We start from the raw sequence: 25,819 nt of genomic DNA, 5'->3' as shown, positions 1-25,819 counted from the left end.
AAACAAAGATAACTTCGAACAATCCAATGGGAGGATATCATATGAAACACTTCACCAAACTCGCCGCGGCGGCGGTGCTGGGCGCGACGCTCGGCACGGCGGCGGTGGCGCAGGAACTCTACGCGCCGAACCTCGCCTACCGAACCGGGCCTTTCGCGGCGACCGGCATTCCGCTGATGAACGGTCAGGCGGATTACTTCGCCATGCTGAACGCGCGCGATGGCGGCGTCGGCGGCATCAAGGTCAACGCCGAGGAATGCGAGACCGGCTATTCCACCGAGAAGGGCGTCGAGTGCTACGAGAAGACCAAGGGCCGGTCCATCGTCACGCAGCCCTGGTCCACCGGCATCACGCTGCAGGTCCTGCCCAAGACCAACGTGGACGAGATCCCGATCCTCGCCCCGGGCTACGGCTTCTCGCCGATGGCCGACGGCAAGGTCTTCCAGTGGGCCTTCAACACGCCTTCGGGCTATTGGGACGCGGCCTCGATGATCCTGCAATATCTGCAGGACGAGAATGGCAGCCTCGATGGCAAGAAGATCGCCTTCCTGCATCTCGACCACCCCTACGGCAAGGAGCCGCTGCCGCTTCTGGAAAAGAAGGCGGGCGAGCTGAACTTCGAGCTGCTGCCGATCCCGGTCGGTCTGAAGGAAATGCAGAACCAGTCCGCACAGTGGCTGCAGATCCGCCGCGAGCGTCCCGATTACGTCGTGATGTGGGGCTGGGGCGCGATGAATGCCGGTGCCATCACCGAGGCGGTGAAGACCAAGTACCCGATGGAAAACTTCATCGGCGTCTGGTGGGCCGGGCATGATGCCGACCTCAAGATCGTCGGCGCCGACGGCGCGGGCTACAAGTCGATCTCGTGGTCCTTCCCGAACCCCGAGGCACCGGTGATGGCCGACATCCAAAAATACGTGGTCGATGCCGGTCTCTCGCAGTCCAACCCCGAGGAGATGGCGGGCGTCTTCTACGGCCGCGGCGTAGTGATCTCCGCGATCCTGGCCGAGGGTATCGCGGCGGCGCAGAACGAGTTCGGCGTGGCCGAGATCGACGCGAGCCAGCTGCGCTGGGGCCTCGAGAACATCAACATGACCGAGGAGCGCATCGAAGAGCTGGGCCTCACCGGCATGGTGCCGCCTTTCGCCACGTCCTGCGCCAACCACACCGGCCATTCCGGCGGCTGGATGCTGGAATGGGACGGGGAGCAGTTCGTGAAGGTCTCCGACCACATGCTGCCCGACACGTCGGATTACCAGCAGCTCATCGCCGACAAGGCGGCCGAGTATGCCGAGGCCAACGCGCCCTGGCCGACCAACGAAGACTGCAACGTGGGCGGCTGACGCCCTAACCGGGCGGCGGCCCCCGTGGCCGCCGCTTCCTTTGCGTAATTGGAAAGAGACAAGACAGGGGCTCCCGCCATGCTCGACGCGGCCAAGACCGACCACGCGCTTCTCGAGGTCAACAACGTGGAGGTCATCTACAACCACGTCATCCTGGTGCTGAAAGGCGTGTCCCTGACCGTGAAGAAGGGCGGCATCACGGCGCTTCTGGGCGGCAACGGCGCGGGCAAGACCACCACGCTGAAGGCGATTTCCAACCTGCTGCATTCCGAGCGCGGCGAGGTCACCAAGGGCTCGATCCTCTACAAGGGCGAGCGGGTGCAGGGTCTCGACCCGGCGGCGCTGGTGAAGCGCGGCGTGATCCAGGTGATGGAGGGGCGGCATTGCTTCGCCCACCTGACCGTCGAGGAGAACCTGCTGACCGGGGCCTATACCCGCAAGGACGGCAAGGCCGCCGTCGAGGCGGATCTCGAAATGGTCTACGATTATTTCCCGCGGCTGAAGGAACGCCGCAAATCGCAGGCGGGCTACACGTCGGGCGGCGAGCAGCAGATGTGCGCCATCGGGCGCGCGCTGATGTCCCGGCCCGAGACGATCCTGCTCGACGAGCCGTCGATGGGGCTCGCGCCGCAGCTCGTAGAGCAGATCTTCGAGATCGTGAAGGCCGTGAACGAAGGCGAAGGCGTGTCCTTCCTGCTGGCCGAACAGAATACCAACGTGGCGCTCAGGTTTGCCCATACCGGCTACATCCTGGAATCGGGCCGCGTGGTGATGGAAGGCAGCGCGGCCGATCTGCGGGAGAACCCGGATGTGAAGGAATTCTACCTCGGCATGTCCGACGAGGGCCGCAAGAGCTTCCGCGATGTGCGCTCCTATCGGCGCCGCAAGAGATGGCTGTCCTGACGCCGCGCTGCTAGGCCGGAGCGGGCGTTCGGCAAGACACTCCGCGAAATATATATGTTTCCTGAGGGCGTCTTTTTTCCGGAACCGTTCTTCACGCCCGTCGTTTCATTCCCATCGTTACTTACACGATATGGAACGAAGGAGTTCGCCATGAAAAAGACGACAACCATTCTCGCCGCCCTCGGCCTCGCCGCATCGGGTTCCGCAGCCTTTGCCGCAGCGCATGCCATGGATCCCGCCGCCGTGACCTGTGCCGAATACATCGCCATGGACGATGAAGGCAAAATGGGCCTCGCAGAAGCCGTGAAGACCGCGCTTGAGAGCCCGGCAGACGCCGATGCACTGATGATCGAGATCGACGCCGCCTGCTCCGAGTCGGGCGCGGAAGACCTTGCGGTTCTGACCGCCGCCACCGCAGGCTGATCTTTCGAACATTCGAAGACCGACCCGGACGCGGCTTTCCGCGCCCGGGTTTTTTATTTGGATATCCTGCAAAAGCCTGCTGATGCCGACCCGCCGGGGTCGCGTCGTGGCGGATATCTGATAGCGTCCCCCTCGATATGGAATGACCTGCGCCGTTCTGCGCAGATCGCAGGAGGAGACCCGCAATGACCGAGCCCGATTCGCTTGAAACCCGAAGTGCCGACGAGCGCGACCGCGATCTCGCCGACGCCTTGCCGCATCAGGTGGCGCGCGCGCAGGCCCTCGAGGGCTTCGCGTATTTACGCGATGTCGATGTCTCGGCCATTACCAACCGGGCGTCGCTCGGGCATTTGCCCGTGCTGCGGAAGTCCGACCTCGTCGCCGCGCAATCCGAGGCCCCGCCCTTCGGCGCGCTGGCCGGGCCGCTCGGATCGTTCAGCCACGTCTTCCAAAGTCCCGGGCCGATCTACGAGCCCGGTCACATCGACGGCGACTGGTTCCGCCTGGGCCGCTTCCTGCGTGCCGCCGGTCTGCATAATGGCGACATCATCCAGAATTGCTTCGGCTATCACCTGACGCCTGCGGGGATGATGTTCGAAAGCGGCGCGCGGGCCATCGGCGCGACCGTCCTGCCCGCCGGGACCGGCCAGACCGAATTGCAGGTGCGGGCCGCCGCCGATGTGGGCAGCACGGCCTATGCGGGCACGCCCGACTTTCTGAAGGTCATCCTCGAGAAGGCCGACGAGATGGGCGTCACGCTGTCCTTTTCCAAGGCGGCGGTGTCGGGTGGCGCGCTGTTCCCGTCGCTGCGCGAGTTCTACGCCGCGCGCGGCATTGCCTGCCTGCAATGCTACGCCACCGCCGATCTGGGCCTCATCGCCTACGAAAGCGACGCGATGGAGGGCATGATCGTCGACGAGGGCGTGATCGTCGAGATCGTCACGCCCGGCACCGGCGACCCGGTGCCCGAGGGCGAGGTGGGCGAAGTGGTGGTCACCACGCTCAACGCCGATTACCCGCTCATCCGCTTTGCCACCGGCGACCTCTCGGCGGTGATGCCGGGGCACAGCCCCTGCGGGCGGACCAACATGCGGATCAAGGGCTGGATGGGCCGGGCCGACCAGACCACCAAGATCAAGGGCATGTTCGTGCGCCCCGAACAGGTCGCGGAATTCGTCGCCCGCCATCCCGAAATCGGCCGCGCCCGCGTCGTGGCCGCACGCGAGGACGAGCGGGACGTGATGATTCTGCGCGTCGAGACGACGGCCTCCGAAACGGGCCCGTTCGAGGCCAGCGCCGCCGATATCCTCAAGCTCAAGGCCGCGATCGAGATCGTGAGCCCCGGCACGCTGCCGCGCGACGGCATCGTGATCGAAGACACCAGAACCTACGATTGATCCCGCCTGTTCCCGGTGCGGAGAAAGGACGACGATGACCCGCCTTGGACCTTTTCTGGCTGCCTGCCTATGGGGCAGTACCGCGCTGGCCGATCCGGCCATCCTGCTGATCGAAAACAGCGCGCCCTCGGTCCTCGACCGGCTGCGCGGCGACGAGGGCATCGCCGGTGCCGTGGTGCCCCTGCAGGAGGCCGGTGCGGACGTACTGGCCCTGCGCGGCGCGGATGCCGGCGAGATGGCCGAGGGCCTGTCGCGGTTCCTCGCCACGCTTGATGCGGAGACCGACGGCGTAGCCGTGCTGCTCTCCGGTCGCTTCCTGCACAGCGCGACGGAAACCTACCTGCTGCCGCCCGACGCCGACGTGGACGATGCGGGCACCGTGTTCCGCGATGCCCTGCCGCTGGCGCCTGTGCTGGCGGTGCTCGAAGCCTATCCCGGACGGGCGCTGCTCGTGCTGGCGTCATCGGAGGAGGAGGCGCCGGAGATGCGGTTTCTCAGCCCCGGGATCGGCGATCTGCGCCTGCCGCAGGGCGTGACGGCGATCCACGGCGCCACCGGTCCCGCGACGCGGCTGATCGTCCGCGACCTGCCGGTGCCCGCGCGCACGCTTCTGTCGCTCGCGCGACAGGCGGACCTCTCGGTGGCGGGCTACGCGCCCGAGGCCTTCGCCTTCCTCGCCGCGCCGATCGCGCCGCCCGCCGAAGAGGCGCCGGCCGAGGAGGCGCCCGCCACCCCGACCTTCGATGCGGAGGCCGAAGCCCGGCTCTGGCGGGAGGCGCAGACCGAGGACAGCCGCGAAGCCTACGCGCTCTATCTCGCGGCCTTCCCCGCCGGGCCCAATGCCGCCGAGGCGCGCGACCGGATCGCCGCCATCGCCGCCGATCCCGACCGCGAGGCGCGCGAGACCGAGGAGGCCCTGCAACTCGACCGCGAGGCGCGCGCCGAGATCCAGCGCGACCTGACGCTTCTGGAATACAACACCCGCGGCATCGACGGCATCTTCGGGCCAGGCACGCGCAGCGCGATCACCGAATGGCAGCGCGATACCGGCATCGTCGCCACGGGCTTTTTGAGCGGGAACCAGGTGGCACGGCTGGACCGCCAGGCCGCCGAACGGGCCGAGGCCCTGGAACGCGAGGCCGAGCGGCGCGAAGAGGAACGCGCGCGGGAGGATCGCGCCTATTGGAACGAGACCGGCGCCTCGGGGGCCGAGGCCGATCTGCGCGCCTATCTCGAGCGGTATCCGGACGGCGATTTCGCGGCGGAGGCCGAATCTGCACTGGCGGAGATCGAGGCCGAAGCGCGCGAGGCCGCCGCCGCACAGGACCGTGCCGCCTGGGACGCCGCCGAGGCGGAAGGGACGGAAGCCGCCTACCGGCGCTACCAGTCGAACTACCCGGATGGCGCCTTCGCCGCCGAAGCCCAGCGGCGGCTGTCGGAATTGTCACGCCCCGCGGCGGAGCGGCAGGCCGAGGCGCAATCCCAGGCGCAGGAGGCGGCGCTGAACCTGTCGCCCATCGCAAGACGGCTTGCGGAGGTGCGCCTCGAAGCGCTCGGTCTCGATCCGGGGCGGGTCGACGGCACGTTCGATGCCGATACCCGACGCGCGATCCGGCGCTATCAGCAATCGCGTGGGCTGACGGTGACGGGCTATCTCGATCAGGTGACCGTGGTGCGCCTCTTGGCTGATTCGCTGCGCCGCTAAGGCGCAGCACCCCCTACGGGATGCCATGCGGACATGCGAACACGAAAAAGGCCGCCCCTAGGGGCGGCCTTTTCACATCAACGATCCAGGCGGATCAGCCCTGGCGGGCCTTGAAGCGACGCTGGGTCTTGTTGATGACGTAAACTCGGCCCTTGCGGCGCACAACGCGGCAATCGCGGTGGCGGTTCTTGAGCGAGCGGAGCGAATTCCGGACTTTCATCGGCCTTCTCCTCATATCGCGGCGCCAAGCGCGCCTTTGGGTGTCAGTTCACCCCGGACATAGGCCCCGAGGCGGTGAATTCGATGGTGGGCGGTACTGGGATCGAACCAGTGACCCCTACGATGTCAACGTAGTGCTCTACCGCTGAGCTAACCGCCCATCCCGCCTTGCGGCCCTCTTGCGATGCACCCCATAACGAAATGGGGCGCGGAGGACCCCGCACCGGTGGAGGGTCTTTAAAAGGTCGTGCAGACGAGATCAAGGGCTTTTGGAGTTAGAAAAATTCGCGCTATCTTCTGCGCATCGGCAAGGAGCAGGCATGCCCAAATCGGCCTATCACCTCTATCGACCGGAGACGCTCTCCTCTCCGGTGGTCTTCGCCTCCCCGCATTCGGGGCGCGACTACCCGTGGTCGTTCCTGCGCCACACGGTGCTGGACCAGCATGCGATCCGGTCCTCCGAGGATGCCTATGTCGACCGGCTTTTCGACTGCGCGCCGGATTTCGGGGCGCCCTTCCTCAAGGCCGGCGCGCCGCGCGCCTTCGTCGACCTCAACCGTGCATCCGACGAGATGGACCCGGCCCTGATCGAGGGGGTGCGCCGCGTCGGGCACAATCCCCGGGTAGCCTCGGGCCTCGGCGTCGTGCCGCGCGTGGTGGCCAATGGCCGCTCGATCTATCGCGGAAAGCTGCCCCTGGCGGAGGCCGAGCGGCGTCTCGACGGCTATTGGCGGCCCTATCATAGCCGTCTGCAGCAGCTGCTCGACGAGGCGAAGATGGGATTCGGGCACGCAGTGCTGATCGATTGCCATTCGATGCCGCATGAAGCCGCCGAGGGTGCCGCGCGCTCGGGCGGCGTGCGCCCCGAGATCGTGCTGGGCGACCGTTTCGGCGCCTCGGCCGATCCGGCGCTTGTCGACCGGATCGAGGCGGCCTTCTGTGCCGCGGGGCTCGTCGTGGTGCGCAACACGCCCTTCGCGGGCGCCTATATCGCACAGCATTACGGGCGGCCGTCGCGGCATCAGCATGCGATCCAGATCGAGATCGACCGCGCGATCTACATGGATGAACGCGAAATCCGCCCGAACGCGAATTTCCACGCCTTCCGAAAGCTCCTGCGCGGCGTCATTGCCGAGATCGCCACCCTGCGCGCCGAAAACGCGCCGCCGCTCGCGGCGGAATAATCGCCCGGGCGCCCGATCCGGGCCTCAATCTGCCCCGAAGAGCCGGTCGAGCGCGGCATCGAGCATCGTGGCATCCGCGAATCTGAGCCGGACAGGCAACGTCAGCACCTTCATGCGAAATGCGTCCGGCAGGCGCACGGCGTCCTTTTCGGTGGTGACGAGCTGCGCGCCCGTCGCCGCCGCTTCCGCCTCGAGCCGGGCGAGAAGCGCGGGTGAGAGTGCCTGGTGGTCCTCCAGCGCTTGCGCGCGGACGATTTCCACGCCGAGATCGCGCAGGGTGGCGAAGAATTTCTCGGGGTAGCCGATGCCCGCGAAGGCCAGCGCGCGCAGACCCTCCCATGCCATGCCGGTCTGCAGCGGCGCCAGCTCCGCCTCGGCGCGGGGTAGGCGGGTCAGCGCGGGCCACGCGGTCGAAAGCGCCTCCTGCGCGGGCGGCGGTCCGATCGACAGCACCAGATCGGCGCGGGCCAGTCCGGCGCTCACGGGTTCGCGCAGCGGACCGGCGGGCAGGCAGCGCCCGTTTCCGAAGCCGCGCAGCGCATCGACGACCACGAGGCTCAGGTCCTTTTCCAGCGCGGGATTCTGAAAGCCGTCATCGAGCAGGATCGCCTCGGCGCCCTCGGCCATGGCCGCCTCGGCCCCCGCGGCGCGATCCCGCGCCACCCAGACCGGACCGAAGGCCGCCAGCAGAAGCGGCTCGTCGCCCACCTCGTGTGCGGTGTGGCGGCGGGGATCGACGCGCAGCGGTCCGGCCTCGGTCCCGCCATACCCGCGCGAGACCACATGCGCCGGAACGCCCCGCGCGCCCAGCCGCTCCAGAAGCGCCATGACGGTCGGGGTCTTGCCGGTGCCGCCGGCATTGAGGTTGCCCACGCAGATGACCGGCACGGAAAGCCGCAGACCGGGCCGGGCCACGCGCCGGGCCGTGAGGGCCGCGGTCAGCGCCGAAAGCGGTGACAGCAGCCGCGCCATCGCCCCGGGCGCGTCGGGCGGTCGGTTCCAGAAGGCGGGCGGGCGCATCAGCGGACCTCCTTGCGCGCGGACCGGCGGTCGAGCAGGTCGGAGATGCGCGCGATCACCCGATCTTCGGTTTCGGCACTCGCGGTGACGACCTCCCAGCCAGCATGCGCCATGGCCGCGGCCCGGTCGGGCGCGATCACCTGCAGGACGGCGGAGCCAAGCGAATCGGCGTCGCGCACGATGCGCGCCGCGCCCGCCTCAACGAGCCGCGAATAGGTCGCGAGGTGCCGTCCGACATTCGGGCCGTAAAGGATGGCCGAGCCGAGCGCCGCCGCCTCCAGCGGATCGGTGTCGCCCTGCCCGGCGGCCAGCGACCCACCGAGATAGGCCAGCGGCGCCACCCGGTACCAAAGGCCCAGCTCAGCGGGGCTTTCGCAGAGGATAACCTGGGTCAGATCGTCGGGCATGTCGCCCGCATCCCAGAAACAGGTCCTGAGATCGGTTTCGTCCGCCGCGGCCCAGGCGGCATCGGCATCCGCGCTCGTGGCAGGCACGACGACGAGCAGCAGGCGCGGCGCTAGCCGTCCTGCGGCCACATGTGCGTCAAAGATCGTCCGCATCTCGACCGAGGGCAGGCGCGCGGCCAGCCAGATCGGACGCCCGCCGACCGCTGCGGCCACGTCTTCGTGCAGCTCCGGTGGGCAATCGAGCGGCGGCGCCCCAGCGCCGAGCGTCGCGGCGCGCACCAGTTGCGCCTCCGTGACGCCCTGCCGCCGCAGCTTCCGCTCCGCCTCCCGCGACACGCAGAAGATGGTGTCGAACCGGGACAGGGCCGCCGGTGTCGTGTCGGGCATCCAGCGCGGGGCGGGGGTGGTGAAGGCCGCCTCGTCGGCGTTGATCATCAGGCAGGGCAATTGCGCCTCATGCGCCGCCTCGAGCAGCGCTGGTCGCAGTTCATGGCCGGTCCAGATCATGAGGTTGGGCTGCCAATGGGCCAGGAACGCGGCCGCGGCGGGCAGCGAATCCTCGGGCAGGGCGGCGCTGTGGCGCGCGGCTTCCGGCGTGTGTCCGGTCCAGAGGATGGACAGGTCGGGATGCTGCTGCAGCGTCCTCTGCGCGAGCGCCCAGAGCGCGGCCATGTCGGCGGCAGTCTGCGCATGGAGCCACAGGAGCCAGCCCCGCGGACGCTCCGGCCAGTCGGGACGGCGGTCGCGCGTCTCGGGCGCCCGGGACATGGCGAGATAGGCCGACAGGGCAAGCGGGCGGCGGGCCATGGCGCTAGCGCCCCGTTCGGCCTGTCCGGCGATCCGCACGGGCATGGCCGACCCGGCCCGGTGCCCCGGGGGCGGCGCAAGCGGTGCCATCGTCGCCTGCGCGGGGGCGGCGTGACGCGGAGGGCCGGCGGGATGCGGACGGATGGGCGATGCGACGGGTCTCCTCGGCTGGCGCGGCTTGAGCCTGCGCGGTGCTTCATCCGATGTCGCGCGCGGGCCTCCGGAATGCAAGTCGCAGCGCCTCGGCGCTCGCCTCAGCCGGCCGCGCGCACCGGGTGCCCGAGGGCGCGCATCGTGCCCTGCCAGATGCGCGGCCCGCCCGCGACGATGCCGTCGGTCTTGGCCCGTTCGGTGTTGAAGCGCAACTCCCCGCCGGCGCGATCGCTGACCTGCGCGCCGGCCTCGGCGAGGATCAGCGCGCCCGCCGCGACATCCCATTCCCAGGCGTCGCGGAAGGTCAGCATCGCGTCGAAGGAGCCGTCCGCGACCAGGCACATCCGGTAGGCCAGAGACGGACGGTGCGACCGGCGGAAGGCGGGCGGCCCGTCCGGCCAGTGGCGGGGATCGATATTGGGCTTCGTGGCCAGCACCTCGGCGCCGACGATCTCGGACCGGGCGCTCGGTGCGATGGGCTGGCCGTTCAGCCGTGCGCCGGTGCCCTTCGCGGCCTCGTAAAGCTTGTCGCGCATGGGCAGGAACACCACCGCGGCGGTGATCTGTCCGTTCTCGGACACGGCCAGCGAATGCGCCCAGGTATCCGCCCCGTCGATGAAGCTGCGGGTGCCGTCGATGGGATCGACGATGAAGGTCGCGGGCGAGCTGAGCCGCAGCGGATCGTGGTCGCTTTCCTCCGAGAGCCAGCCATAGCCCGGCCGCGCGCTGCGCAGGATGTCCTCGAGCACGTCGTTCACGGCGATATCGGCGGCGGTCACCGGACCCTGGCCGTCGGCCTTCTCGCGGGTGCCGAGCGGCCCTCCGATGAACCGCGTGGCGGTTTCGGCGGCGCGCTCCGCGGCGCGCAGAAGAAGCTCCAGATCAGTCTCCGGCAAGGGTCAGCCCCTCGACCAGAAGCGACGGCACCACGCGCGTGAGCCACGGTCGCGCATCGTTCGCGGGTGTCATGCGGCGCAGGAAGTCGGGCAGCGACCCGGCGATGGTCACGCCCGACACCGGGTAGGCGATCGCGCCGTTCTCGACCCAGAGGCCCGCCGCACCGCGCGAGTAATCGCCGGTATTGGGATTGATCGTGGCACCGATCATCGAGGTCACGATCAGCCCCGTGCCCATCTCGGCGATCAGGTCGTCGCGGCTCTGCGTGCCCTGCGTCAGCGCCACGTTCCACACCGAGGGCGAGGGCCCCGAGGCCACCGACCGCGCCGCATTGGCCGTCGGCGCGAGGTCGAGCTTGCGCGCGCAGGCGAGATCCAGCGTGTAGGATTTCAGCACCCCCGCCTCGACGATGGCCCGTGGCCGGGTCGGCAGCCCCTCGGCGTCGAAGGGACGCGAGGACATCGCCCGCGGGCGGTGCGGATCTTCCGTCAGCGACAGGCCCGCGGGCAGGACGTCGCGGCCGAGCCCGTCGCGCAGCCAGGACGCCCCGCGCGAGACCGAGAGACCCGAGGCCGCCGCCAGAAGATGGCCGATCAGCGAGGACGAGATGCGTTCGTCGAAAAGGACGGGATAGGCGCCGGTCTTCGGACGGCGCGGGTTCATCCGCGCCATCGTGCGTTCGCCCGCGCTGCGCCCGATCTCTTCCGGGCTGCGCAGGTCGGATTGGAAGATGCGCCCGTCGCCGTCGTAATCGCGCTCCATCCCGGTGCCCTCGCCGGCGATGGCGACGCAGGAATTGGACCGCTGGGTGCGCCGATATCCGCCCGAAAAGCCGTTGGTGGCCGCTAGGTGCACGCGGGTCGCGCCGTAGCCCGTCGAGGCGGAATCGATCCGGGTGATGCCGTCCACCGCCAGCGCTGCGGCTTCGGCGCGGCGCGCATCCTCCTCCAGCATGGCGGGGTCGGGTTCGGCCGACGGATCGCTGAGTTCCAGCGCGTCGATGTCCCAGTCCCGGGCCAGCGCACCGGGCTCGGCGAGGCCGATATAGGGATCCTCCGGCGCTTCGCGGGCCATGGCGACGGCGCGTTCGGCCATCTCCGCCATGGTCTCGGCCCGCACGTCCGAGGCCGACACCGTCGCGGAGCGCTGCCCCAGCAGCACCCGCAGCCCGATCTCCACCGCTTCCGACCGTTCCGCCTGCTCGAGCGTGCCGCCGCGCACGTCGACCGACAGCGAGGTGCCGTCGACCGCCATCGCGTCGGCGGTGTCGGCACCGGCGCGCCGCGCCGCGTCGAGAAGCTGTTCCGTCAGCTGGGCAAGATCGTGGGCCATCGGGTCTCCGGGTCAGTGAGGGTTGCGCAGAGGTAGGCCGAGCCTCGGCTCTGCGCAAGGTCTGGGCCTATTCCGCCGCAGGCACCACGACGCCGACAATGGGCCCCATCGGCCGCCCGAAATCGGCGCGGTTCAGCCCCGGCGCATAAAGCCGCGATATATTGCCGTCGAGAAACAGCGCCTGCGGCAGCGCGAGCCTGTCGCGGAAGAGCCGCCCGAATTCGTGGAAGGTCACCGGCGTCTCCGAGATCGCGAAGACGATCTGCTGACCATCCTCGGAGGTGCCGACGCCGTTGCGCACATACCGGCTGTCGCTGTCCACGAGAAAGCGCGGATGCAGCGCGCCGTCGATCACCAGCATCGGACCCGACTGGGTCGCGTAGCGGCATTCGGGCGGCGCATCGAGATAGCGGCGCGTCTCGATCACGTCCGCGCGGTCCGCGCCGATGCAGAATATGCCGTTCGGCAGCAGCCCGAAATTGCCCGGCCCGGCAGAGGCGATCACGCCGCGCAGCTCTTCGCCGTCCTCGACGTAATGGCCCACCGGCGCGCGGTCGGCATGGTACATGCCCGCATTCATGGCGAAGGCCAGCCGCGCCCCCTTGGCATTCAGCGCCTGGTCGACCTGGCCGAACTGGCCGAAGGGCTCGCCCGCCTCGTTGTAGAGAAACAGCCGCAGGTCCTGCGCCGCATCGACCCGGCAGATCGTGTAGGGCTGGCCGTCATGGGTGATCTGCTCGCAGGCCACCGCCTCCGCATCGGCGGGCCCGGGCAGGGCACCGAAGAGCATCGGAAACAGGAGGGCGGGCCAGCGCATCGGCCTAGTCGTCGTCCAGGTCGCGCTGCACGTCGTCCTGGGAGAACAGGCGCCGGGTCTCGTCGAGCTTGTCGAAGGTCTCGTCGAGGCGAAAGCGCAGCTCGGGTGCGAATTTCAGCGTCAGGTTCTTCGAGACGGCCCGGCGCAGCTCACCCGCATTGCGCGCGAGCAGCTTCACCACGACGTCCTGCCCCTTGCCGCCCAGTGGCACCACGTAGACGGTCGCCACCTTGAGGTCGGGCGAGACGCGCACCTCACCCACGGTGATCGACATGCTTTGCAGTTCGGGGTCGTGGATATCGCCGCGCATCAGCACGTCGGACAGCGTGCGGCGCACCAATTCACCCACGCGCAGCTGACGCTGGCTGGGTCCGGGTCCGTCATGAAAGGATCGTTTGGCCATGCAGGGCAGATACGCCTTCGCCCCCGCTTTGCCAAGGCGGCGCAGGCACGCTAAGGAACCGCCAAGCGAAGCGGGAGCGACGAGATGAGCGATTTGCCGGGTGTGGTTGTGACGGGCGTGTCGGGCCGGATGGGCCGGATGCTGGTGCAGGAGATCGCGGCCTCGGACAAGCTGCGGCTGGCGGGCGCGATCGAGCGGGCGGGCCATGACTGGGTCGGGCGCGATCTGGGCCTGGCCATGGGGGGCGCCGAAACCGGCGTTATCGTGAGCGATGACGCGGACGAAGCCTTCGCCGGGGCCGCGGTGGTGATCGACTTCACCGCGCCCGAAGCGACCATCGCCTTCGGCGCGCTCGCGGCGGCGCGCGGCCTCGTTCACGTGATCGGCACAACGGGCTTCACCGACGACCAGATCGCAGCGCTCGAGGCGGCCTCAGAGGGTGCGGTGCAGATCCGCGCCGGCAACATGTCGCTCGGCGTGAACCTGCTGACCGTGCTGACCCGCAAGGTCGCCGAGGCGCTGGATGCGGATTTCGACATCGAGATCGTGGAGGCGCATCACAACCGCAAGGTCGACGCGCCGTCGGGCACCGCGCTGATGCTGGGCGAGGCCGCGGCGGTGGGCCGGGGCGTGGCGCTGGGCGACGTGTCCGACCGGGGCCGCGACGGGATCACTGGCGCCAGGACGCGTGGCGATATCGGCTTCTCGGCCATTCGCGGCGGCGACATAGTCGGCGAGCATGACGTGATCTTCGCGGGGCCCGGAGAGCGGGTCGTGCTGCGGCACGTGGCCTCCGACCGGGCGCTCTTTGCCCGGGGCGCGCTGAAGGCCGCCGCATGGGGGTTGGAGCGGCCCGCGGGGTTCTACGACATGCTGGACGTGCTCGGCCTGAACTGAGGCCTGTGTTTCAGGCTTTCACACGCGCGTCAGGCCAACTTGTCTTATTGCCAAAACCGCTATCTCTCCCCTCGTAGCCAGATGTGGAGATGAGAAGATGCGCATTGCGGTGATACTGGGCCTCTGTGCCGCCATGATCGTCCCCGCCGCGGGCCATGCCTCGGCGGAGCGGATCGGGAGCAAGCAGGAATTCGTCGAGCTCGTGCAGGGCAAGCGGCTGACCCGCCCCTTGGTCGATCTGCAGGTCGCCCCGAACGGTGCGATTTCCGGGACCGGCGCGGCCTGGGACGTGACGGGAAACTGGACCTGGCAGGACGGCTTTTTTTGCCGCGACCTGGAATGGGGCGGTGATCCCTTGGGATACAATTGCCAGCTGGTGACACGCGACGGCAACCGGGTGATCTTCACCTCGGACCGGGGGCAGGGACGCTCCGCCGGGTTCACGCTACGCTGAAGCCGGGGCGTCGACACAATTCAGACCTCGTCTGAACAGGCCGATCCGCGGGCGGGTCGGCCTTTTGCGTTCGAATGGGCGACAGACGGAGGACCACGATCAGAAGTCGATCGCGAGACCCTTCTTCTCCCAGTCGCCGTAGCGCACCGGTTCCGGCCCGTCGCGGCCGCCGAGTTCGACCGGCATGTCCGCCTGTTCCGCCTCGGCCTTCTTGCGCCGTTCCGCGGCCTCGGCCAAGGCGCGTTGCGCGGCGGGCGGCAGATCGCGTGTCTCGTCGCTCATTCGCTGTTCCTCCGGTTCGTTGCGATTGATATACGCCGCGACGGAAGCGGTACAAGGCGGACAAGATGGATCAGGCGCGGCGCGCAAGCGTGGACCTTCTCGACGGTGTTCTGGGCGAGGGGCGGCTTCTGAGCGAGCTGACCGGCAGCGAAAGGTTCACCCGCCTCGCGCCCGAGGATCGCGCCGCGGCCCAGCGGCTCGCCGGGGACGTGCTGCGCCATCTGGGGCGCGCCGACCGGCTCTTGTCCGGCCACCTCAAGAAAGCGCCGCCGCTGCGCGGGCAGAACATCCTGCGGCTCGGCACGGTGGAGCTGGCCATGGGCGGCGCGGCGCACGGGGTGGTGAATGCCTGCGTCGGCATCGCCGAGGGCCACAAGCGCACCCGCGCGCTGAAGGGGCTCATCAACGCGGTTCTGCGCAAGATGGCCGACGAAGCGCCCGCCGCCTGGGGCGATTTGCCGCCCGCACGTCTGCCCGATTGGCTGCGTGGCCCGCTCCTGGAGGCGTGGGGGCGCGATGCGGTGCGCGGCATGGAGGTGGCGCACCAGGCGGGCGCGCCGCTCGATCTGACGGCGCGAGGCGCTGCCGCGGCCCTGGCCGACAGGCTGGGCGGCACGCTTCTGCCCACGGGCAGCGTGCGGCTCGACGGGCGGCACCAGGTGTCGGCGCTGCCGGGTTACGACGCGGGCGCGTTCTGGGTGCAGGACGCCGCCGCGGCGCTGCCCGTGCGCCTGTTGGGCGACCTCGCGGGCAAGCGCGCGCTCGATCTCTGCGCCGCCCCCGGGGGCAAGACGATGCAGCTCGCCGCCGCGGGGGCGGAGGTGACCGCGCTCGATCTGTCGGCGGCGCGGCTCGCGCGGGTGCAGGAAAACCTCGACCGCACGAAGCTCGAGGCGCGGCTGGTGCAGGGCGACGCGCTCCTGCACGAGGGCGGGCCTTACGACGTGGTGCTGCTCGATGCGCCCTGTTCGGCCACCGGCACGATCCGGCGCCACCCCGACCTGCCCCATGCCCGCACCGGCGAGGGCATCTCGGAACTCATCGAGTTGCAGGCGCGGATGCTCGATCATGCGCTGACGCTGCTGGCGCCCGGCGGGCGGCTGATGTTCTGCACCTGCTCGCTGATCCCCGACGAGGGCGAGGTCCAGATCGACGAGGCGCTTGCCCGTCATCCCGGCCTCTCGGTCATCCCGCTGGAGGCGCCCTGGATCGACGCGGCGTGGCGCAGCTCCAAAGGCGGCCTGCGCCTGCGGCCGGATTTCTGGGCCGAGCGCGGCGGCATGGACGGCTTCTACATGGCCTGCCTCGCGAAAACCTGATCTCTCCCCGCACCAAGGTCGCATTTGGGCGCGGACGGCTTGCCCATAGGCTTCGGCATCATGCGAGGATTACGCGCCCTTCTTGCCGCCTGTCTATGGCTTGTCTGCGCGGTCTCGGCCTCGGCCGAGCCCTCCGATCGCGCGCGTCTCGCCGAGAAGATCATCGCGCCCATGAGCCTCGGCGAACAGATCAGCGAGGACGGCGTCTACGAGCTGCTGAACTCGGGCGGCCAGCATGCGGGCTACGTCTTCGAAACGCTGCCGCTGGCCCCGCTGCCCGGCTTTTCCGGGGCGCCGATCAACGTGTTGGTGGTGCTCGACCTCGAGGGGCGCTTCATCTCGGTCCGGCTGCTCGACCACAACGAGCCGATCTTCGTCTCGGGGCTGGGACAGGCGCCGTTCCATGCCTTCTTCGAGCAATATGAAGGCCATTCCATTTCCGAAAGCATGGTCGTCGGCACGCCTTACGGCGGCGCGACGGCAGGCGGATCGCTGGTCTATCTCGACGGGGTGACCAAGGCGACGGCGAGCGTGCGGATCGCGCACGAATCGGTGCTGGCCGCAACGCTGGCCGTGGCGCGCGAGAAGATGCAGGGGATCGCATCGGGTCCGCCTGCGCATCCGAACCCCGATCACATGGAAGACCTCGACTGGCAGGCGCTGGTCGATCAGGGGCTCGTGGCGCATAAGCGCGTCACCAATGCCGAGATCGACGCGGAATTCGCGGGCACCGTCTGGGCCGATGACGACCCCGAGGCCAGCGATTACCCCGACGAGACCTATCTCGATCTCTGGGTCGTGGATCTGGGCCCGCCCGCCATCGCGCGGGCGGTGCTGGACGACGACACCTTCGAGGAATTGCAGCGCTTCATGGAAATCTCCGATTTCGACGAGCCGATCCTCGTGGTGGAAACCGCGCGGCACGGCCTCGTCTCCGAGGATTTCGTGCGCAACACCTCGCCGGACTGGCTGTCGGCGGAGCAGGGCGGCCTTCCCGTTGCCCTCCGCGATGCGGACCTCTTCGTGGGGCTCGCGGAGGATGTGCCCGAAGCGCTGCATGACGGCGCGGCGCTGATCCTGCGGACCGACCGGCGTCTGGGCTTCGATCCGGCCGCCGAATGGACGCTGAAGGTGCAGGCGGTACGCGAGCACGGCATGTTCCAGCCCGAAATCGGATCGGCCACGCTGGCCCTGAGCCACGCCACGCCCGAGCGGTTCTTCACCCGCCCCGGCCAGATCGAACGGCTGGCGCCCTGGCAGGAGGCGATCCGCAACCGGCAGGGCGATCTGGTCGTGCTGGCCGCGCTTTTGGGCGTCATGGTGCCCAGCCTTCTCTTCGCGCAATCCTGGCTCGCGGGGCTGGCCGCCTTCACGCCCGTTCGGCTGGGCGTTTTGGCCGTGGTTCTGGGCTTCGTCGGTTGGTGGGGGCAGGGACAATTGTCCATCGTCACGCCGCTGGCCGCGCTGCAGACGGCGCTGGCCGGGGGCTCCTATGCGTTCCTTCTTTACGATCCGTTTTCGCTGTTGATCTGGGCGGTGACCATCCTCGGCTTCGTGCTCTGGGGGCGGGGGCTGTTCTGCGGCTGGCTGTGCCCGTTCGGCGCGCTGCAGGAATTCGCCCATCATGTGGGGCGCCTCCTGCGCATCCCGCAGATCGACGTGCCGGCGCGGTGGGACCGGTGGCTCAAATGGATCAAGTACGCGGTGCTGGCGGCGCTTGTGGCGGTCATCCTCACCATCCCCTCCGCGATGGACAAGGCCGCCGAGGTGGAGCCGTTCAAGACCGCGATCACCACCTTCTTCCTGCGCGAATGGTACTACGCCGCCTATGCGCTGTTCTGGGTGTTTCTCGGCATGGTGCTGTTCAAGGGCTTCTGCCGCTATGTCTGCCCGCTGGGCGCGCTCATGGCCATCGGCGGGGCGCTGCGTCTGCGCCGCTGGATCCCGCGCCGCGCGGAATGCGGTTCGCCCTGTCAGCTCTGCCGGGTGAAATGCGCCTACGGGGCGATCGAGAAATCCGGTCGGATCGATTATTCCGAATGTTTCCAGTGCCTCGACTGCGTGACGATCCACGACGATGCCGAAACCTGCGTGCCGCTGGTCCTGCAGAACCGCAGCGCCAAGCGTGCCCCGCGGGTTACCGGTCATCCGAACCAGGTGCCCGCCGAATGAGGCGGCGGCGGTTCCTCACCCTGACGGCGGCCTTCGCCTGCGCGCCGCGCTGGGGCCACGCCGCAACATGGTCGGGCCAGGCGCTGGGGGCGGAGGTGTCGGTGACGCTGCGAGGCCCCCGGGCCGAGGTGACGGCGGCGCTCGAGGATATTCCGGCGATCCTCGCGCGGGTCGAGGCCGCTTTCTCGATCTACCGGACGGACAGCGAGGTCTCGCGGCTGAACCGCACCGGGCGGCTTAGCCCGAGCGCGATGTTCCGCGACCTCGCCCGCGAAGCGGACCGCGCGCATACGGCCACCGGCGGGCTCTTCGACCCGAGCGTCCAGCCCCTATGGCAGGCCCTGGCCACGGGCGGCGATGCGGCGGCGGCGCGGGCCTTGGTGGGCTGGAGGCGCGTCACGCTGGGCGACGCGATCACGCTTGCCCCCGGCCAGGCGCTGACCTTCAACGGCATCGCGCAGGGCTATGCCACCGATCTCGTGCGCGATCACCTGGCGGCGCGTGGCGCGACCGAGGCGCTGGTCGATATCGGCGAGCATCAGGCGCTGGGCGGGCCGTTCCGGCTGGGCCTGGCGGACCCGGCGGCGGGCCTTATGGGTCACCGCAGCCTGCGCGACGGGGCGGTCGCCACGTCGAGCCCCGGGGCCATGCAACTGGCAAGCGGCGGGCATATCCTGTCGTCCACCGGTGCCGCGCCGCTCTGGTCCACGATCAGCATCGAGGCGCCGCGCGCGACACTGGCGGATGCGCTCTCCACGGCGGGGGTGTTCATGGACGTCGCGGCCTTGCAGGCGCTGAAGGCGCGGGCGGGCCTGACCCGGATCACCTGCGTGACCGCCGACGGCGATCTGCGCACACTCTGATCCGGCCTAGCGTGTCTCGTCGGGCGGGGTCTGCTCGCGGGGCGGCGTGCTCTTGTAGGTGGGCAGGTTCCAGCCCAGAAGCAGCGTGCCCGCGCGCAGCCCGAAGGTCACCGCGATGCAGGCCATCGCCGCGATCAGGTCGCCAAGCCCCAGCCAGGCGCAGCCCAGCGTGGTCAGCGATCCGGCCAGCGCGCAGGTCACGTAAAGCTCGCCCTGGCTCAGCACCACGGGCACATCGTTGGTGACCACGTCGCGCATGAGGCCGCCGAGACAGGCGGTGACCATGCCCATGACCAGCACCATCGGCGCGGGCAGCCCCAGCGAGACGGCGATGCCCGAACCCGCCGCCGCCGCCACGCCCAGCGCCGCGCTGTCGAGCCAGCGCAGGGCGACGAGGCGGCTTTCCAGCCGGTGCGCGGTGAAGAAGACCACAAGCGCGGTCAGGCCCGCCACGGCGAGGTAATTCGGATCGGCGATCCAGAAGACCGGGTTCCGGTCGAGCAGCAGGTCCCGCACCGTGCCGCCGCCGACGCCGGTCAGACAGGCGAGGAAGATGAAGCCCACCACGTCGAGCTGCGCCCGCGAGGCGCTGAGCGCGCCGGTGGCCGCGAAGACGAGGACCGCGGCGTAATCGAGAAGCGTGAAGAGGGTCATTTCGACGGCTTGAACGGGGCCATGCCCGCGCGGGCCAACTCGTCCGCGCGTTCGTTCTCGGGATGGCCCGCATGGCCCTTGACCCATTTCCACGTCACGTCGTGCCGGGCCTGCGCGGCATCGAGGCGCTGCCACAGCTCGGCATTCTTCACCGGCTTTTTCGCGGCGGTCTTCCAGCCGTTCTTCTTCCAGCCGTGGATCCAGCCCGTCACGCCGTTTTTCACATAGGCGCTGTCGGTCACGATGGTGATCTCCGACGGTCGCGACAGGCTTTCCAGCGCATGGATCGCCGCCAGAAGCTCCATCCGGTTGTTGGTGGTCGTGGCCTCGCCGCCCGAAAGCTCGCGTTCCTTCACCACCGCCGCGCCGTCGCGCGCCTGCAACAGCGCGCCCCATCCCCCGGGGCCCGGATTGCCGGAGCAGGCTCCGTCGGTGAAGGCGTATAAATCTGGCATGGGGCGGGTGTCGCCAAGGGCGCGCGCGCCGTCAAGAGGCGATTGTCCGCGCATGAAAGCGTAACTTCCGCACATCTTTCCGGAACCGTGCGGCCCGCCTCTTCGTTTGTCCTATGAAGCGGGTGAAGGCCCGCACCAGATTTCGAAAGGAGGCCCTCACATGCCGACGATCAGCACCGCGAAGATCCTTATCATCTCCACCAACGGCTTCGAGCAATCCGAGCTTGAAGTGCCGCGCGACACCTTGCGCGATCACGGCGCCACGGTTCATGTCGCCACGCTCGACGGTCAGTCCATCATGGGCTGGGACACCGACGATTGGGGCCGCGAGGCCGAGGCAGACGCCAAGCTGTCCGAGATCGATCCGGCCGAATACGATGCGCTCGTGCTGCCGGGTGGTCAGATCAATCCCGATCTTCTGCGCGTTGAACAGGACGTGATCGACACGATCCGCACGTTCCACAAGGCGGGCAAGCCGGTCGCCGCGATCTGCCACGCGCCGTGGCTTCTGGTCGAGGCCGATATCCTGAAGGGCCGCAAGGCGACCTCCTATCCGTCGATCAAGACCGATGTGATGAACGCCGGCGCGGAGTGGGTGGACGAGACCGTCGTTGCGGATGCCGGCATCATCACCAGCCGCAATCCCGGCGATCTTGACGCTTTCGTCGCGAAAATCGTGGATGCCGTCGAAGCGGGAACGCAGGACCGCGACGCCGCCTGATCGACGTCTTCCGTCGTTTGAACTGATACATTGAAAAGAGCGCCGCCGCCGGACCAAACCCGGCGGCGGCGTTTTCGCGTGGGCCTATTCGACGGTGATGGTGATCTGATCAGAGGCCACGACCGGGTCGTGCGGACGGTGCATCGCGTCGCCCAGCACCAGCTGCAGGGTATGCGCGCCCGGTGCCAGCTCAAGCGTGGTCTGCGTCTGACCGCCGCCGAAATGGCGGTGATTGTCGTCCGCGGGCAGCCCGTTCATCATCGCTTCGTCATCGCCCTCGGCCTCGCCGAAGGGGGCGCGGTTCACCAGAACGTGGTGGTGGCCCGTCGCTTCGCGTTCGGTTCCGGCCGGTGCGACGCCCATGCCCGACAGACCGAAGCGGACCGTCACCGGCGACGACACGGTGGCGCCGTCCTCGAGGCTGATGAAATAGAGCTCCGCCCCTTCCGGCGCGGGCGTGGCCTCCTGCGCAATGACCGGCGCGGCAAGCAGGCTGAAGGCGAGGCAGGTTGCCGTTGTGAGACGTGAAAACATCGATTTTCTCCCATAATCGGTGCCCTGACGGCACACCCATAAGTATAGCACGCCCCCGCCGCCTGTCGCCTTTGCCGCGTTTCCGAATCGCGAACGCAACCCGCAATTACCTTCCAATTGTCCGCCGCGCGCCGCGATTGTGCCCAGATCTCCAACGATACAGATCGCCGACGACGAATGACGCGAAGGAGCGGCCTAATGGATCGGCTGACCGAGATGGAGGCGTTCGCCACAGTGGTGGATCAGGGGGGCTTCACCGATGCCGCCAAGAAGATGGGTATTTCCAAATCCGCTGTGTCGAAACACGTCTCCTCGCTGGAGGCGCGATTGGGCGCACGGCTGTTGAACCGAACGACCCGGCGGGTCAGTCCGACGGAGATCGGACTGGCCTATTACGACCGGGCGCGCCGCGTTCTGAACGATGCGGGCGAGGCGGATGCGCTCGTCACCTCGATGCAATCGGCGCCCTCGGGGCTTCTGCGCATTTCGGTGGCGACGGATTTCGGGGTGAACCACCTCTCGCCGGTGCTGGGCGATTTCCTGGCGGAATTCCCGGACATCACCGTGAACATGGTGCTGAACAACCGTTACGTGGAGCTGATCTCGGAAGGCTTCGACATGGCCATCCGCATCGGCGAGCTGGAGGACTCGACGCTGCGGGCCCGCAAGCTGGCGGAATGCCAGAAGCGGATGATCGCCTCGCCGGGGTATTTCCAGAAGTTCGGCCGCCCGGCCCGGATCGACGATCTGAACGAGCACAAGCTTCTGCATTATTCCAACCAATCCTCGGGCAATGTCTGGAAGGTGACCGCGCCTTCGGGCGAGAAGCGCCAGGTGCGCACCGCGGGCTGGTTGTCGGTCAACGACGGCCAGTCGCTGCTGAATGCCTGTATCGCGGGCCTCGGCATCGCCTACCTGCCGTCCTTCCTGTACGGCGACGCGATGGCCTCGGGTCTGGTCGAGGACGCCATTCCGGACCTGCCCGCCGAGACGCAGGGCATCTACGCGGTCTATCCGCCGGGCCGGTTCACCCAGCCTAAGGTGCGCGCCTTCATCGATTTCCTGGTCCATCAATTCGCCGATACCGGCGCGACCGACTGGTAAGTTCCCCTGCCTGTTCCGAGGCAATACCTGGCCTGGACGCTCCGCGGCGTCCGGGCCTTTTTCATGGCCCGCGTCAGGGTTTCTCGAAGAAGATCGTGACCTCACCCACGGGCAGGCCGTATTTCGACATGTAGGCCTTGTTCAGCAGCCGGTCGTCGGAGAGTAGCCACATCCAGTCGTCGAAGGTGACCCGCGTCGTCGTGCCGTCCCCGAGCGGCAGGTCGATCGTGTAGCCCCAGTTGAACGTATCGCCCGCCTCGGTGCCGCGCGCTGTGCCGATCACCCCGGGGGCCGTGCCGCGCCAGGTCTCCGCGCCGGTCTTCTCCAGCGTCCAGATGCGTTGCTCGGTGCTGCCGTCCTCGTAGACGAAATCCTCCACGAGCCGCAGTGTCTGCCCGTCCCAGCGCCCGTCGATATCCACGGTGAAGCGCCGGCTGACATTGCCGAGGACATCCTGGAACTGGCCATAGGCCCGGGTCTCGCCCGCGAAGAACCGCTCAAGATCGAGATCGCGGTCCGAGAGTTTCTCGGCATCGAGTGACGGACGCCCCGCGCATCCCGCCAGCATCGCCGCGGCCGCCATCGCCAGAACCCATCGTGCCATCCGTCCATCCTTTCGCCTGTCTTCGCGGGATAGATGGCGCGCGGGGCGGCGCTTTCCATGGCGGTGCGCGCCGCGCGCCACAGGCACGCAGTCCGGGCGCGCGCTTCACACCGTTCCCTTCACCCTGAGAAGGCATGGCATGCGGCAAACAGGCGAGGGTCACAGATTGGCCAAAAAGTCCCTTTAGCACTGCATTTCAGCACTGTTCCGAACCGAGGCGAGGCGACCCATGCGCAGCTATCCGATCCCCTTCAACGAGCAAGAGCGTCTGGCCGCGCTGCGCGCCGTGCCCGGGCTGACGCCCGGCAACGATCCGGTCTTCGACGCGATCTGCGAGGCGGTGCGGGTGCTTTTCGACTGCCCCTTGGCGCATATCTCGGTGATCGAGGGCGAGGAACAATGGTACAAGTCCGTGGTGGGCATGGACCTGCCGACGATGCCGAAGGCGCAGAGCTTCTGCACCTACGCGATCATGTCCGACAACGTGATGGTGGTGCCGGACATGACGAAGGACCCGCGGTTCCGGAACCATCCGATGGTCGTGCCGGGCAGCCCCGGCGCGCGCTTCTACGCAGGCGCGCCGCTGGTTCTGTCGAGCGGGTACCGTTTCGGCAGCCTCTGCGCGCTCGACCTCAAGCCGCACGAGATGCCGGACGAGGCGCAGCTTGCGACGTTGCGGGCGCTCGGGCGCGCCGTCGTCGCCGCCCTCGAGGCCGCGCCGCTGGCCAAGGCGCCGCAAGAGCCCGATATCAGCCAGGCCGGTTTCTTCAATCTCATCAGCCACGAATTGCGCACGCCTCTGACCGTGGCGCTGGGCAGCCTGCGGATGCTGCACGCGCGCATCGACGGCCCGCTCGAGGCGCGGCTTGCGGACGCGGCGATCCGGGCCTCGGAGAACCTTGCCAAGCTGATCGATGCGGTCATCACCTTCTCGGACGCCCAGACTGGTGAATTGCGCCTGAACGACCGCCCGGTTGCGCTGCGCGCGCTTGTCGAAGACGTGGTCGCGATGCATGTCCCGACCGCCGAGGGCGCCGACCGGCGAATATCGCTGGGACATCTGGGATATGACGGCCCGGTGCAGGCCGATCCGGATCAGCTCAAGCTGGCGCTGGCGGCGCTGTCGCTGAACGCGATCGTGCATGGCGGGTCGGACATGGTGCTGGAGACCGCGCAGGATGCGGAGGGCAACCTCGAGATCATCGTCCGCGACAACGGCACGCTGGCGCCGGAGGTGGACCTGGCGGAGCTGTACAAACCCTTCGTGGTGGGCACGGCCATCGACCGGCGCGATGCTCGCGGCGGGCTTGGCCTTGGCCTGCCCCTGACCCGCAAGCTCGTGGAACTGCATGGCGGCGCGTTCGAAATCGACGCGGACGCCACCCATACGGTCGCGCGCATCCGTCTGCCGCATTGGCGGCTCGAGGCGGCGCGACAGCAAGGTGTGATCGCCGCGGAGTGAGCCGCGGCGGCAGCATGAGCCTCAACCTCAGCCTCAGCCGCGGGCGGCTTCGGCCTCGATCTCGCGGCGGCTCTTGCGGGCGCGTTCGGTCGCGGATTTGAGCTGACCGCAGGCGGCCATGATATCCTCGCCCCGCGGCGTGCGGATCGGCGAGGCATAGCCCGCCTTGTAGATGATATCCGCGAAGGCCTCGATCCGGCTCCAGTCCGAGCGCTCGTAGGGCGCGCCGGGCCATTCGTTGAAGGGGATGAGGTTGATCTTGGCGGGAATGCCCGCGATCAGCTTCACCAGCCGCCGCGCATCGGCGTCGCTGTCGTTCACGTCCTTCAGCATCACATATTCGAACGTGATCCGTTCGGAATTGGACAGGCGCGGATATTCCCTGAGCGCGCCCAGAAGCGTCTCGATGTTCCAGCGCTTGTTGATCGGCACCAGCTTGTCGCGCACCTCGTCGGTGGTGGCGTGGAAGGACACTGCCAAAAGACACCCGATTTCCTCGGCGGTCTTGGCGATCTCGGGCACGACGCCCGACGTGGACAGCGTGATGCGGCGCCGCGACAGCGAGATGCCCTCGCCGTCCATTGCGATCTTCATCGCGTCCCGCACGTTGTCGAAATTGTAGAGCGGCTCGCCCATGCCCATCAGCACGACGTTGGACAGAAGCCGCGTCTCGTTCTTGGGCGCGCCCTGTTCGGGCCACTCGCCGAGATCGTCGCGCGCCACCATGATCTGGCCGACGATTTCACCGGCGGTCAGGTTGCGCACCAGCTTCTGCGTGCCGGTATGGCAGAACGAGCAGGTCAGCGTGCAGCCCACTTGGCTGGATATGCAGAGCGTGCCGCGATCGGCCTCGGGGATATAGACCACCTCGACCTCGTGGCCGCCCGCGATGCGGACGAGGTATTTGCGCGTGCCATCCATCGAGACGGTCTTGGAGACGACCTCGGGCAGGCGAATCTCGAAGCTGGCCTTGAGGCGCTCGCGATACTCCTTGGAGAGGTTGGTCATCGCGTCGAAGTCGCGCACGCCCCAATGGTAAAGCCAGGCCCAGACCTGGTTCACGCGCATCTTCACCTGTTTCTCGGGCGTGCCCATCTCGGTCAGCGCGGCCTTGAGGGCCTCGCGGGTCAGGCCGATGATGTTCGGCAGACCCTCCTCCGCCTTGCGCGGGATGGTCACGAGGTCCTGGGTGATCGGTGCATTCGCGGTCATGTCGGGCGCTCCGGGGCGGCACGGGCCGCCTGAAATCCTGTGAAAGTGGGGTGCATATAGGAAGTGCAGGGCGATT

General features: G+C 68.3%; 27 protein-coding genes and 1 tRNA gene. 14 read left to right on the top strand and 14 right to left on the bottom strand.

What is annotated here, in order from left to right; genetic code table 11:
* Positions 1-41: 41 nt before the first annotated feature.
* The 5 genes from BW990_RS10080 (at position 42) to BW990_RS10060 (ending at position 5,771) form a co-directional block, all read left to right on the top strand.
* Positions 42-1,343 (top strand): ABC transporter substrate-binding protein, encoded by a 1,302-nt coding sequence (locus tag BW990_RS10080; protein ID WP_076447801.1) that lies wholly within the window; start codon positions 42-44, stop codon positions 1,341-1,343.
* A 78-nt stretch (positions 1,344-1,421) separates the two neighbouring features.
* Positions 1,422-2,246 carry an ABC transporter ATP-binding protein gene (locus BW990_RS10075; RefSeq protein ID WP_076447798.1) on the top strand — a complete coding sequence of 275 codons (825 nt, stop codon included), beginning with the start codon at positions 1,422-1,424 and terminating at the stop codon, positions 2,244-2,246.
* Positions 2,247-2,396: 150 nt separating this feature from the next.
* A complete protein-coding gene (locus BW990_RS10070; RefSeq protein ID WP_076447796.1) occupies positions 2,397-2,669 on the top strand; it encodes a hypothetical protein in 273 nt (90 codons plus the stop codon).
* 185 nt (positions 2,670-2,854) lie between these two features.
* A complete protein-coding gene (locus BW990_RS10065; RefSeq protein WP_076447793.1) occupies positions 2,855-4,066 on the top strand; it encodes a phenylacetate--CoA ligase family protein in 1,212 nt (403 codons plus the stop codon).
* 34 nt (positions 4,067-4,100) lie between these two features.
* A complete protein-coding gene (locus tag BW990_RS10060) occupies positions 4,101-5,771 on the top strand; it encodes a peptidoglycan-binding domain-containing protein (protein ID WP_076447790.1) in 1,671 nt (556 codons plus the stop codon).
* Positions 5,772-5,865: 94 nt separating this feature from the next.
* Here BW990_RS10060 and ykgO read toward each other — a convergent pair whose 3' ends face one another.
* Both ykgO and BW990_RS10050 read right to left on the bottom strand, forming a co-directional pair.
* Entirely contained in the window at positions 5,866-5,991 is a 126-nt protein-coding gene (gene ykgO, locus BW990_RS10055; RefSeq protein ID WP_005850168.1) for a type B 50S ribosomal protein L36, read from the bottom strand.
* An 84-nt stretch (positions 5,992-6,075) separates the two neighbouring features.
* Positions 6,076-6,150, bottom strand: a tRNA-Val gene (locus BW990_RS10050).
* A gap of 160 nt (positions 6,151-6,310) precedes the next feature.
* Here BW990_RS10050 and BW990_RS10045 point away from each other — a divergent pair.
* A complete protein-coding gene (locus BW990_RS10045) occupies positions 6,311-7,174 on the top strand; it encodes an N-formylglutamate amidohydrolase (RefSeq protein ID WP_076447787.1) in 864 nt (287 codons plus the stop codon).
* Between the two features lie 24 nt (positions 7,175-7,198).
* On the opposite strand, the gene lpxK is transcribed toward BW990_RS10045, so the two are convergent.
* The 6 genes from lpxK to rbfA all read right to left on the bottom strand — a co-directional run bounded on the left by lpxK (position 7,199) and on the right by rbfA (position 13,010).
* On the bottom strand, positions 7,199-8,194 hold the full coding sequence (gene lpxK, locus BW990_RS10040; protein WP_076447784.1) for a tetraacyldisaccharide 4'-kinase: 996 nt from the start codon (positions 8,192-8,194) through the stop codon (positions 7,199-7,201).
* The gene (locus BW990_RS10035) at positions 8,194-9,453 is read right to left on the bottom strand and encodes a 3-deoxy-D-manno-octulosonic acid transferase (RefSeq protein WP_159441623.1); all 1,260 of its coding nucleotides are present in this window, start codon (positions 9,451-9,453) and stop codon (positions 8,194-8,196) included. Before BW990_RS10035 ends, lpxK begins: the two co-directional genes overlap by 1 nt.
* Positions 9,454-9,662: 209 nt before the next feature.
* Positions 9,663-10,457 carry an inositol monophosphatase family protein gene (locus BW990_RS10030; protein ID WP_076447778.1) on the bottom strand — a complete coding sequence of 265 codons (795 nt, stop codon included), beginning with the start codon at positions 10,455-10,457 and terminating at the stop codon, positions 9,663-9,665.
* Complete coding sequence (locus BW990_RS10025; protein WP_076447775.1) at positions 10,444-11,790, bottom strand: TldD/PmbA family protein; 1,347 nt, start codon at positions 11,788-11,790, stop codon at positions 10,444-10,446. The genes BW990_RS10030 and BW990_RS10025 overlap by 14 nt, the downstream gene beginning before the upstream one ends.
* Positions 11,791-11,857: 67 nt before the next feature.
* Positions 11,858-12,607, bottom strand: a complete 750-nt coding sequence (locus BW990_RS10020) for a phosphodiester glycosidase family protein (RefSeq protein ID WP_076447772.1) — start codon at positions 12,605-12,607, stop codon at positions 11,858-11,860.
* A gap of 4 nt (positions 12,608-12,611) precedes the next feature.
* On the bottom strand, positions 12,612-13,010 hold the full coding sequence (rbfA, locus tag BW990_RS10015) for a 30S ribosome-binding factor RbfA (RefSeq protein ID WP_076447769.1): 399 nt from the start codon (positions 13,008-13,010) through the stop codon (positions 12,612-12,614).
* Positions 13,011-13,094: 84 nt separating this feature from the next.
* On the opposite strand from rbfA, the gene dapB reads away from it, so the two are divergent.
* Positions 13,095-13,907, top strand: a complete 813-nt coding sequence (gene dapB, locus BW990_RS10010) for a 4-hydroxy-tetrahydrodipicolinate reductase (RefSeq protein ID WP_076447767.1) — start codon at positions 13,095-13,097, stop codon at positions 13,905-13,907.
* 97 nt (positions 13,908-14,004) lie between these two features.
* Positions 14,005-14,361 carry a dihydrodipicolinate reductase gene (locus BW990_RS10005; RefSeq protein WP_076447764.1) on the top strand — a complete coding sequence of 119 codons (357 nt, stop codon included), beginning with the start codon at positions 14,005-14,007 and terminating at the stop codon, positions 14,359-14,361.
* A 99-nt stretch (positions 14,362-14,460) separates the two neighbouring features.
* Here the strand turns inward: BW990_RS10005 and BW990_RS10000 are convergent, their stop codons facing one another.
* On the bottom strand, positions 14,461-14,643 hold the full coding sequence (locus BW990_RS10000; protein ID WP_076447762.1) for a DUF1674 domain-containing protein: 183 nt from the start codon (positions 14,641-14,643) through the stop codon (positions 14,461-14,463).
* 65 nt (positions 14,644-14,708) lie between these two features.
* Between BW990_RS10000 and BW990_RS09995 the strand changes: the two genes are divergently transcribed.
* The 3 genes from BW990_RS09995 to BW990_RS09985 are packed head-to-tail and all read left to right on the top strand — an operon-like array spanning position 14,709 to position 18,997.
* Positions 14,709-15,962 carry an RsmB/NOP family class I SAM-dependent RNA methyltransferase gene (locus tag BW990_RS09995; RefSeq protein WP_076447759.1) on the top strand — a complete coding sequence of 418 codons (1,254 nt, stop codon included), beginning with the start codon at positions 14,709-14,711 and terminating at the stop codon, positions 15,960-15,962.
* A gap of 60 nt (positions 15,963-16,022) precedes the next feature.
* Entirely contained in the window at positions 16,023-18,134 is a 2,112-nt protein-coding gene (locus tag BW990_RS09990) for a 4Fe-4S binding protein (protein WP_076447991.1), read from the top strand.
* Positions 18,131-18,997 (top strand): FAD:protein FMN transferase, encoded by an 867-nt coding sequence (locus tag BW990_RS09985; protein ID WP_076447756.1) that lies wholly within the window; start codon positions 18,131-18,133, stop codon positions 18,995-18,997. Before BW990_RS09990 ends, BW990_RS09985 begins: the two co-directional genes overlap by 4 nt.
* Positions 18,998-19,003: 6 nt before the next feature.
* Here BW990_RS09985 and BW990_RS09980 read toward each other — a convergent pair whose 3' ends face one another.
* Both BW990_RS09980 and rnhA read right to left on the bottom strand, forming a co-directional pair.
* Positions 19,004-19,651: a trimeric intracellular cation channel family protein gene (locus BW990_RS09980; RefSeq protein ID WP_076447754.1), complete on the bottom strand. Its 648-nt coding sequence runs from the start codon at positions 19,649-19,651 to the stop codon at positions 19,004-19,006.
* Positions 19,648-20,106, bottom strand: coding sequence for a ribonuclease HI (gene rnhA / locus BW990_RS09975; protein ID WP_076447990.1), 459 nt, complete (start codon positions 20,104-20,106; stop codon positions 19,648-19,650). Before rnhA ends, BW990_RS09980 begins: the two co-directional genes overlap by 4 nt.
* Before the next feature lie 160 nt (positions 20,107-20,266).
* Here rnhA and BW990_RS09970 point away from each other — a divergent pair, with 160 nt between their 5' ends.
* Positions 20,267-20,827: a DJ-1/PfpI/YhbO family deglycase/protease gene (locus BW990_RS09970; RefSeq protein WP_076447752.1), complete on the top strand. Its 561-nt coding sequence runs from the start codon at positions 20,267-20,269 to the stop codon at positions 20,825-20,827.
* An 84-nt stretch (positions 20,828-20,911) separates the two neighbouring features.
* Here the strand turns inward: BW990_RS09970 and BW990_RS09965 are convergent, their stop codons facing one another.
* On the bottom strand, positions 20,912-21,361 hold the full coding sequence (locus BW990_RS09965) for a DUF4399 domain-containing protein (protein ID WP_076447750.1): 450 nt from the start codon (positions 21,359-21,361) through the stop codon (positions 20,912-20,914).
* Between the two features lie 198 nt (positions 21,362-21,559).
* Between BW990_RS09965 and BW990_RS09960 the strand changes: the two genes are divergently transcribed.
* The gene (locus tag BW990_RS09960) at positions 21,560-22,465 is read left to right on the top strand and encodes a LysR family transcriptional regulator (protein WP_076447748.1); all 906 of its coding nucleotides are present in this window, start codon (positions 21,560-21,562) and stop codon (positions 22,463-22,465) included.
* Positions 22,466-22,538: 73 nt separating this feature from the next.
* On the opposite strand, the gene BW990_RS09955 is transcribed toward BW990_RS09960, so the two are convergent.
* A complete protein-coding gene (locus BW990_RS09955; protein ID WP_076447745.1) occupies positions 22,539-23,069 on the bottom strand; it encodes a DUF3833 domain-containing protein in 531 nt (176 codons plus the stop codon).
* A 229-nt stretch (positions 23,070-23,298) separates the two neighbouring features.
* On the opposite strand from BW990_RS09955, the gene BW990_RS09950 reads away from it, so the two are divergent.
* Complete coding sequence (locus tag BW990_RS09950; protein ID WP_076447742.1) at positions 23,299-24,531, top strand: GAF domain-containing sensor histidine kinase; 1,233 nt, start codon at positions 23,299-23,301, stop codon at positions 24,529-24,531.
* A gap of 33 nt (positions 24,532-24,564) precedes the next feature.
* Here the strand turns inward: BW990_RS09950 and rlmN are convergent, their stop codons facing one another.
* On the bottom strand, positions 24,565-25,743 hold the full coding sequence (gene rlmN / locus BW990_RS09945; protein WP_076447739.1) for a dual-specificity RNA methyltransferase RlmN: 1,179 nt from the start codon (positions 25,741-25,743) through the stop codon (positions 24,565-24,567).
* Between the last annotated feature and the right edge of the window lie 76 nt (positions 25,744-25,819).

The organism is Roseivivax lentus, assembly GCF_900156805.1.
Classification (GTDB): domain Bacteria; phylum Pseudomonadota; class Alphaproteobacteria; order Rhodobacterales; family Rhodobacteraceae; genus Roseivivax; species Roseivivax lentus.
Note: the sequence above shows the minus strand (reverse complement) of the source record. Positions and strands in the feature narration are given on the sequence as shown.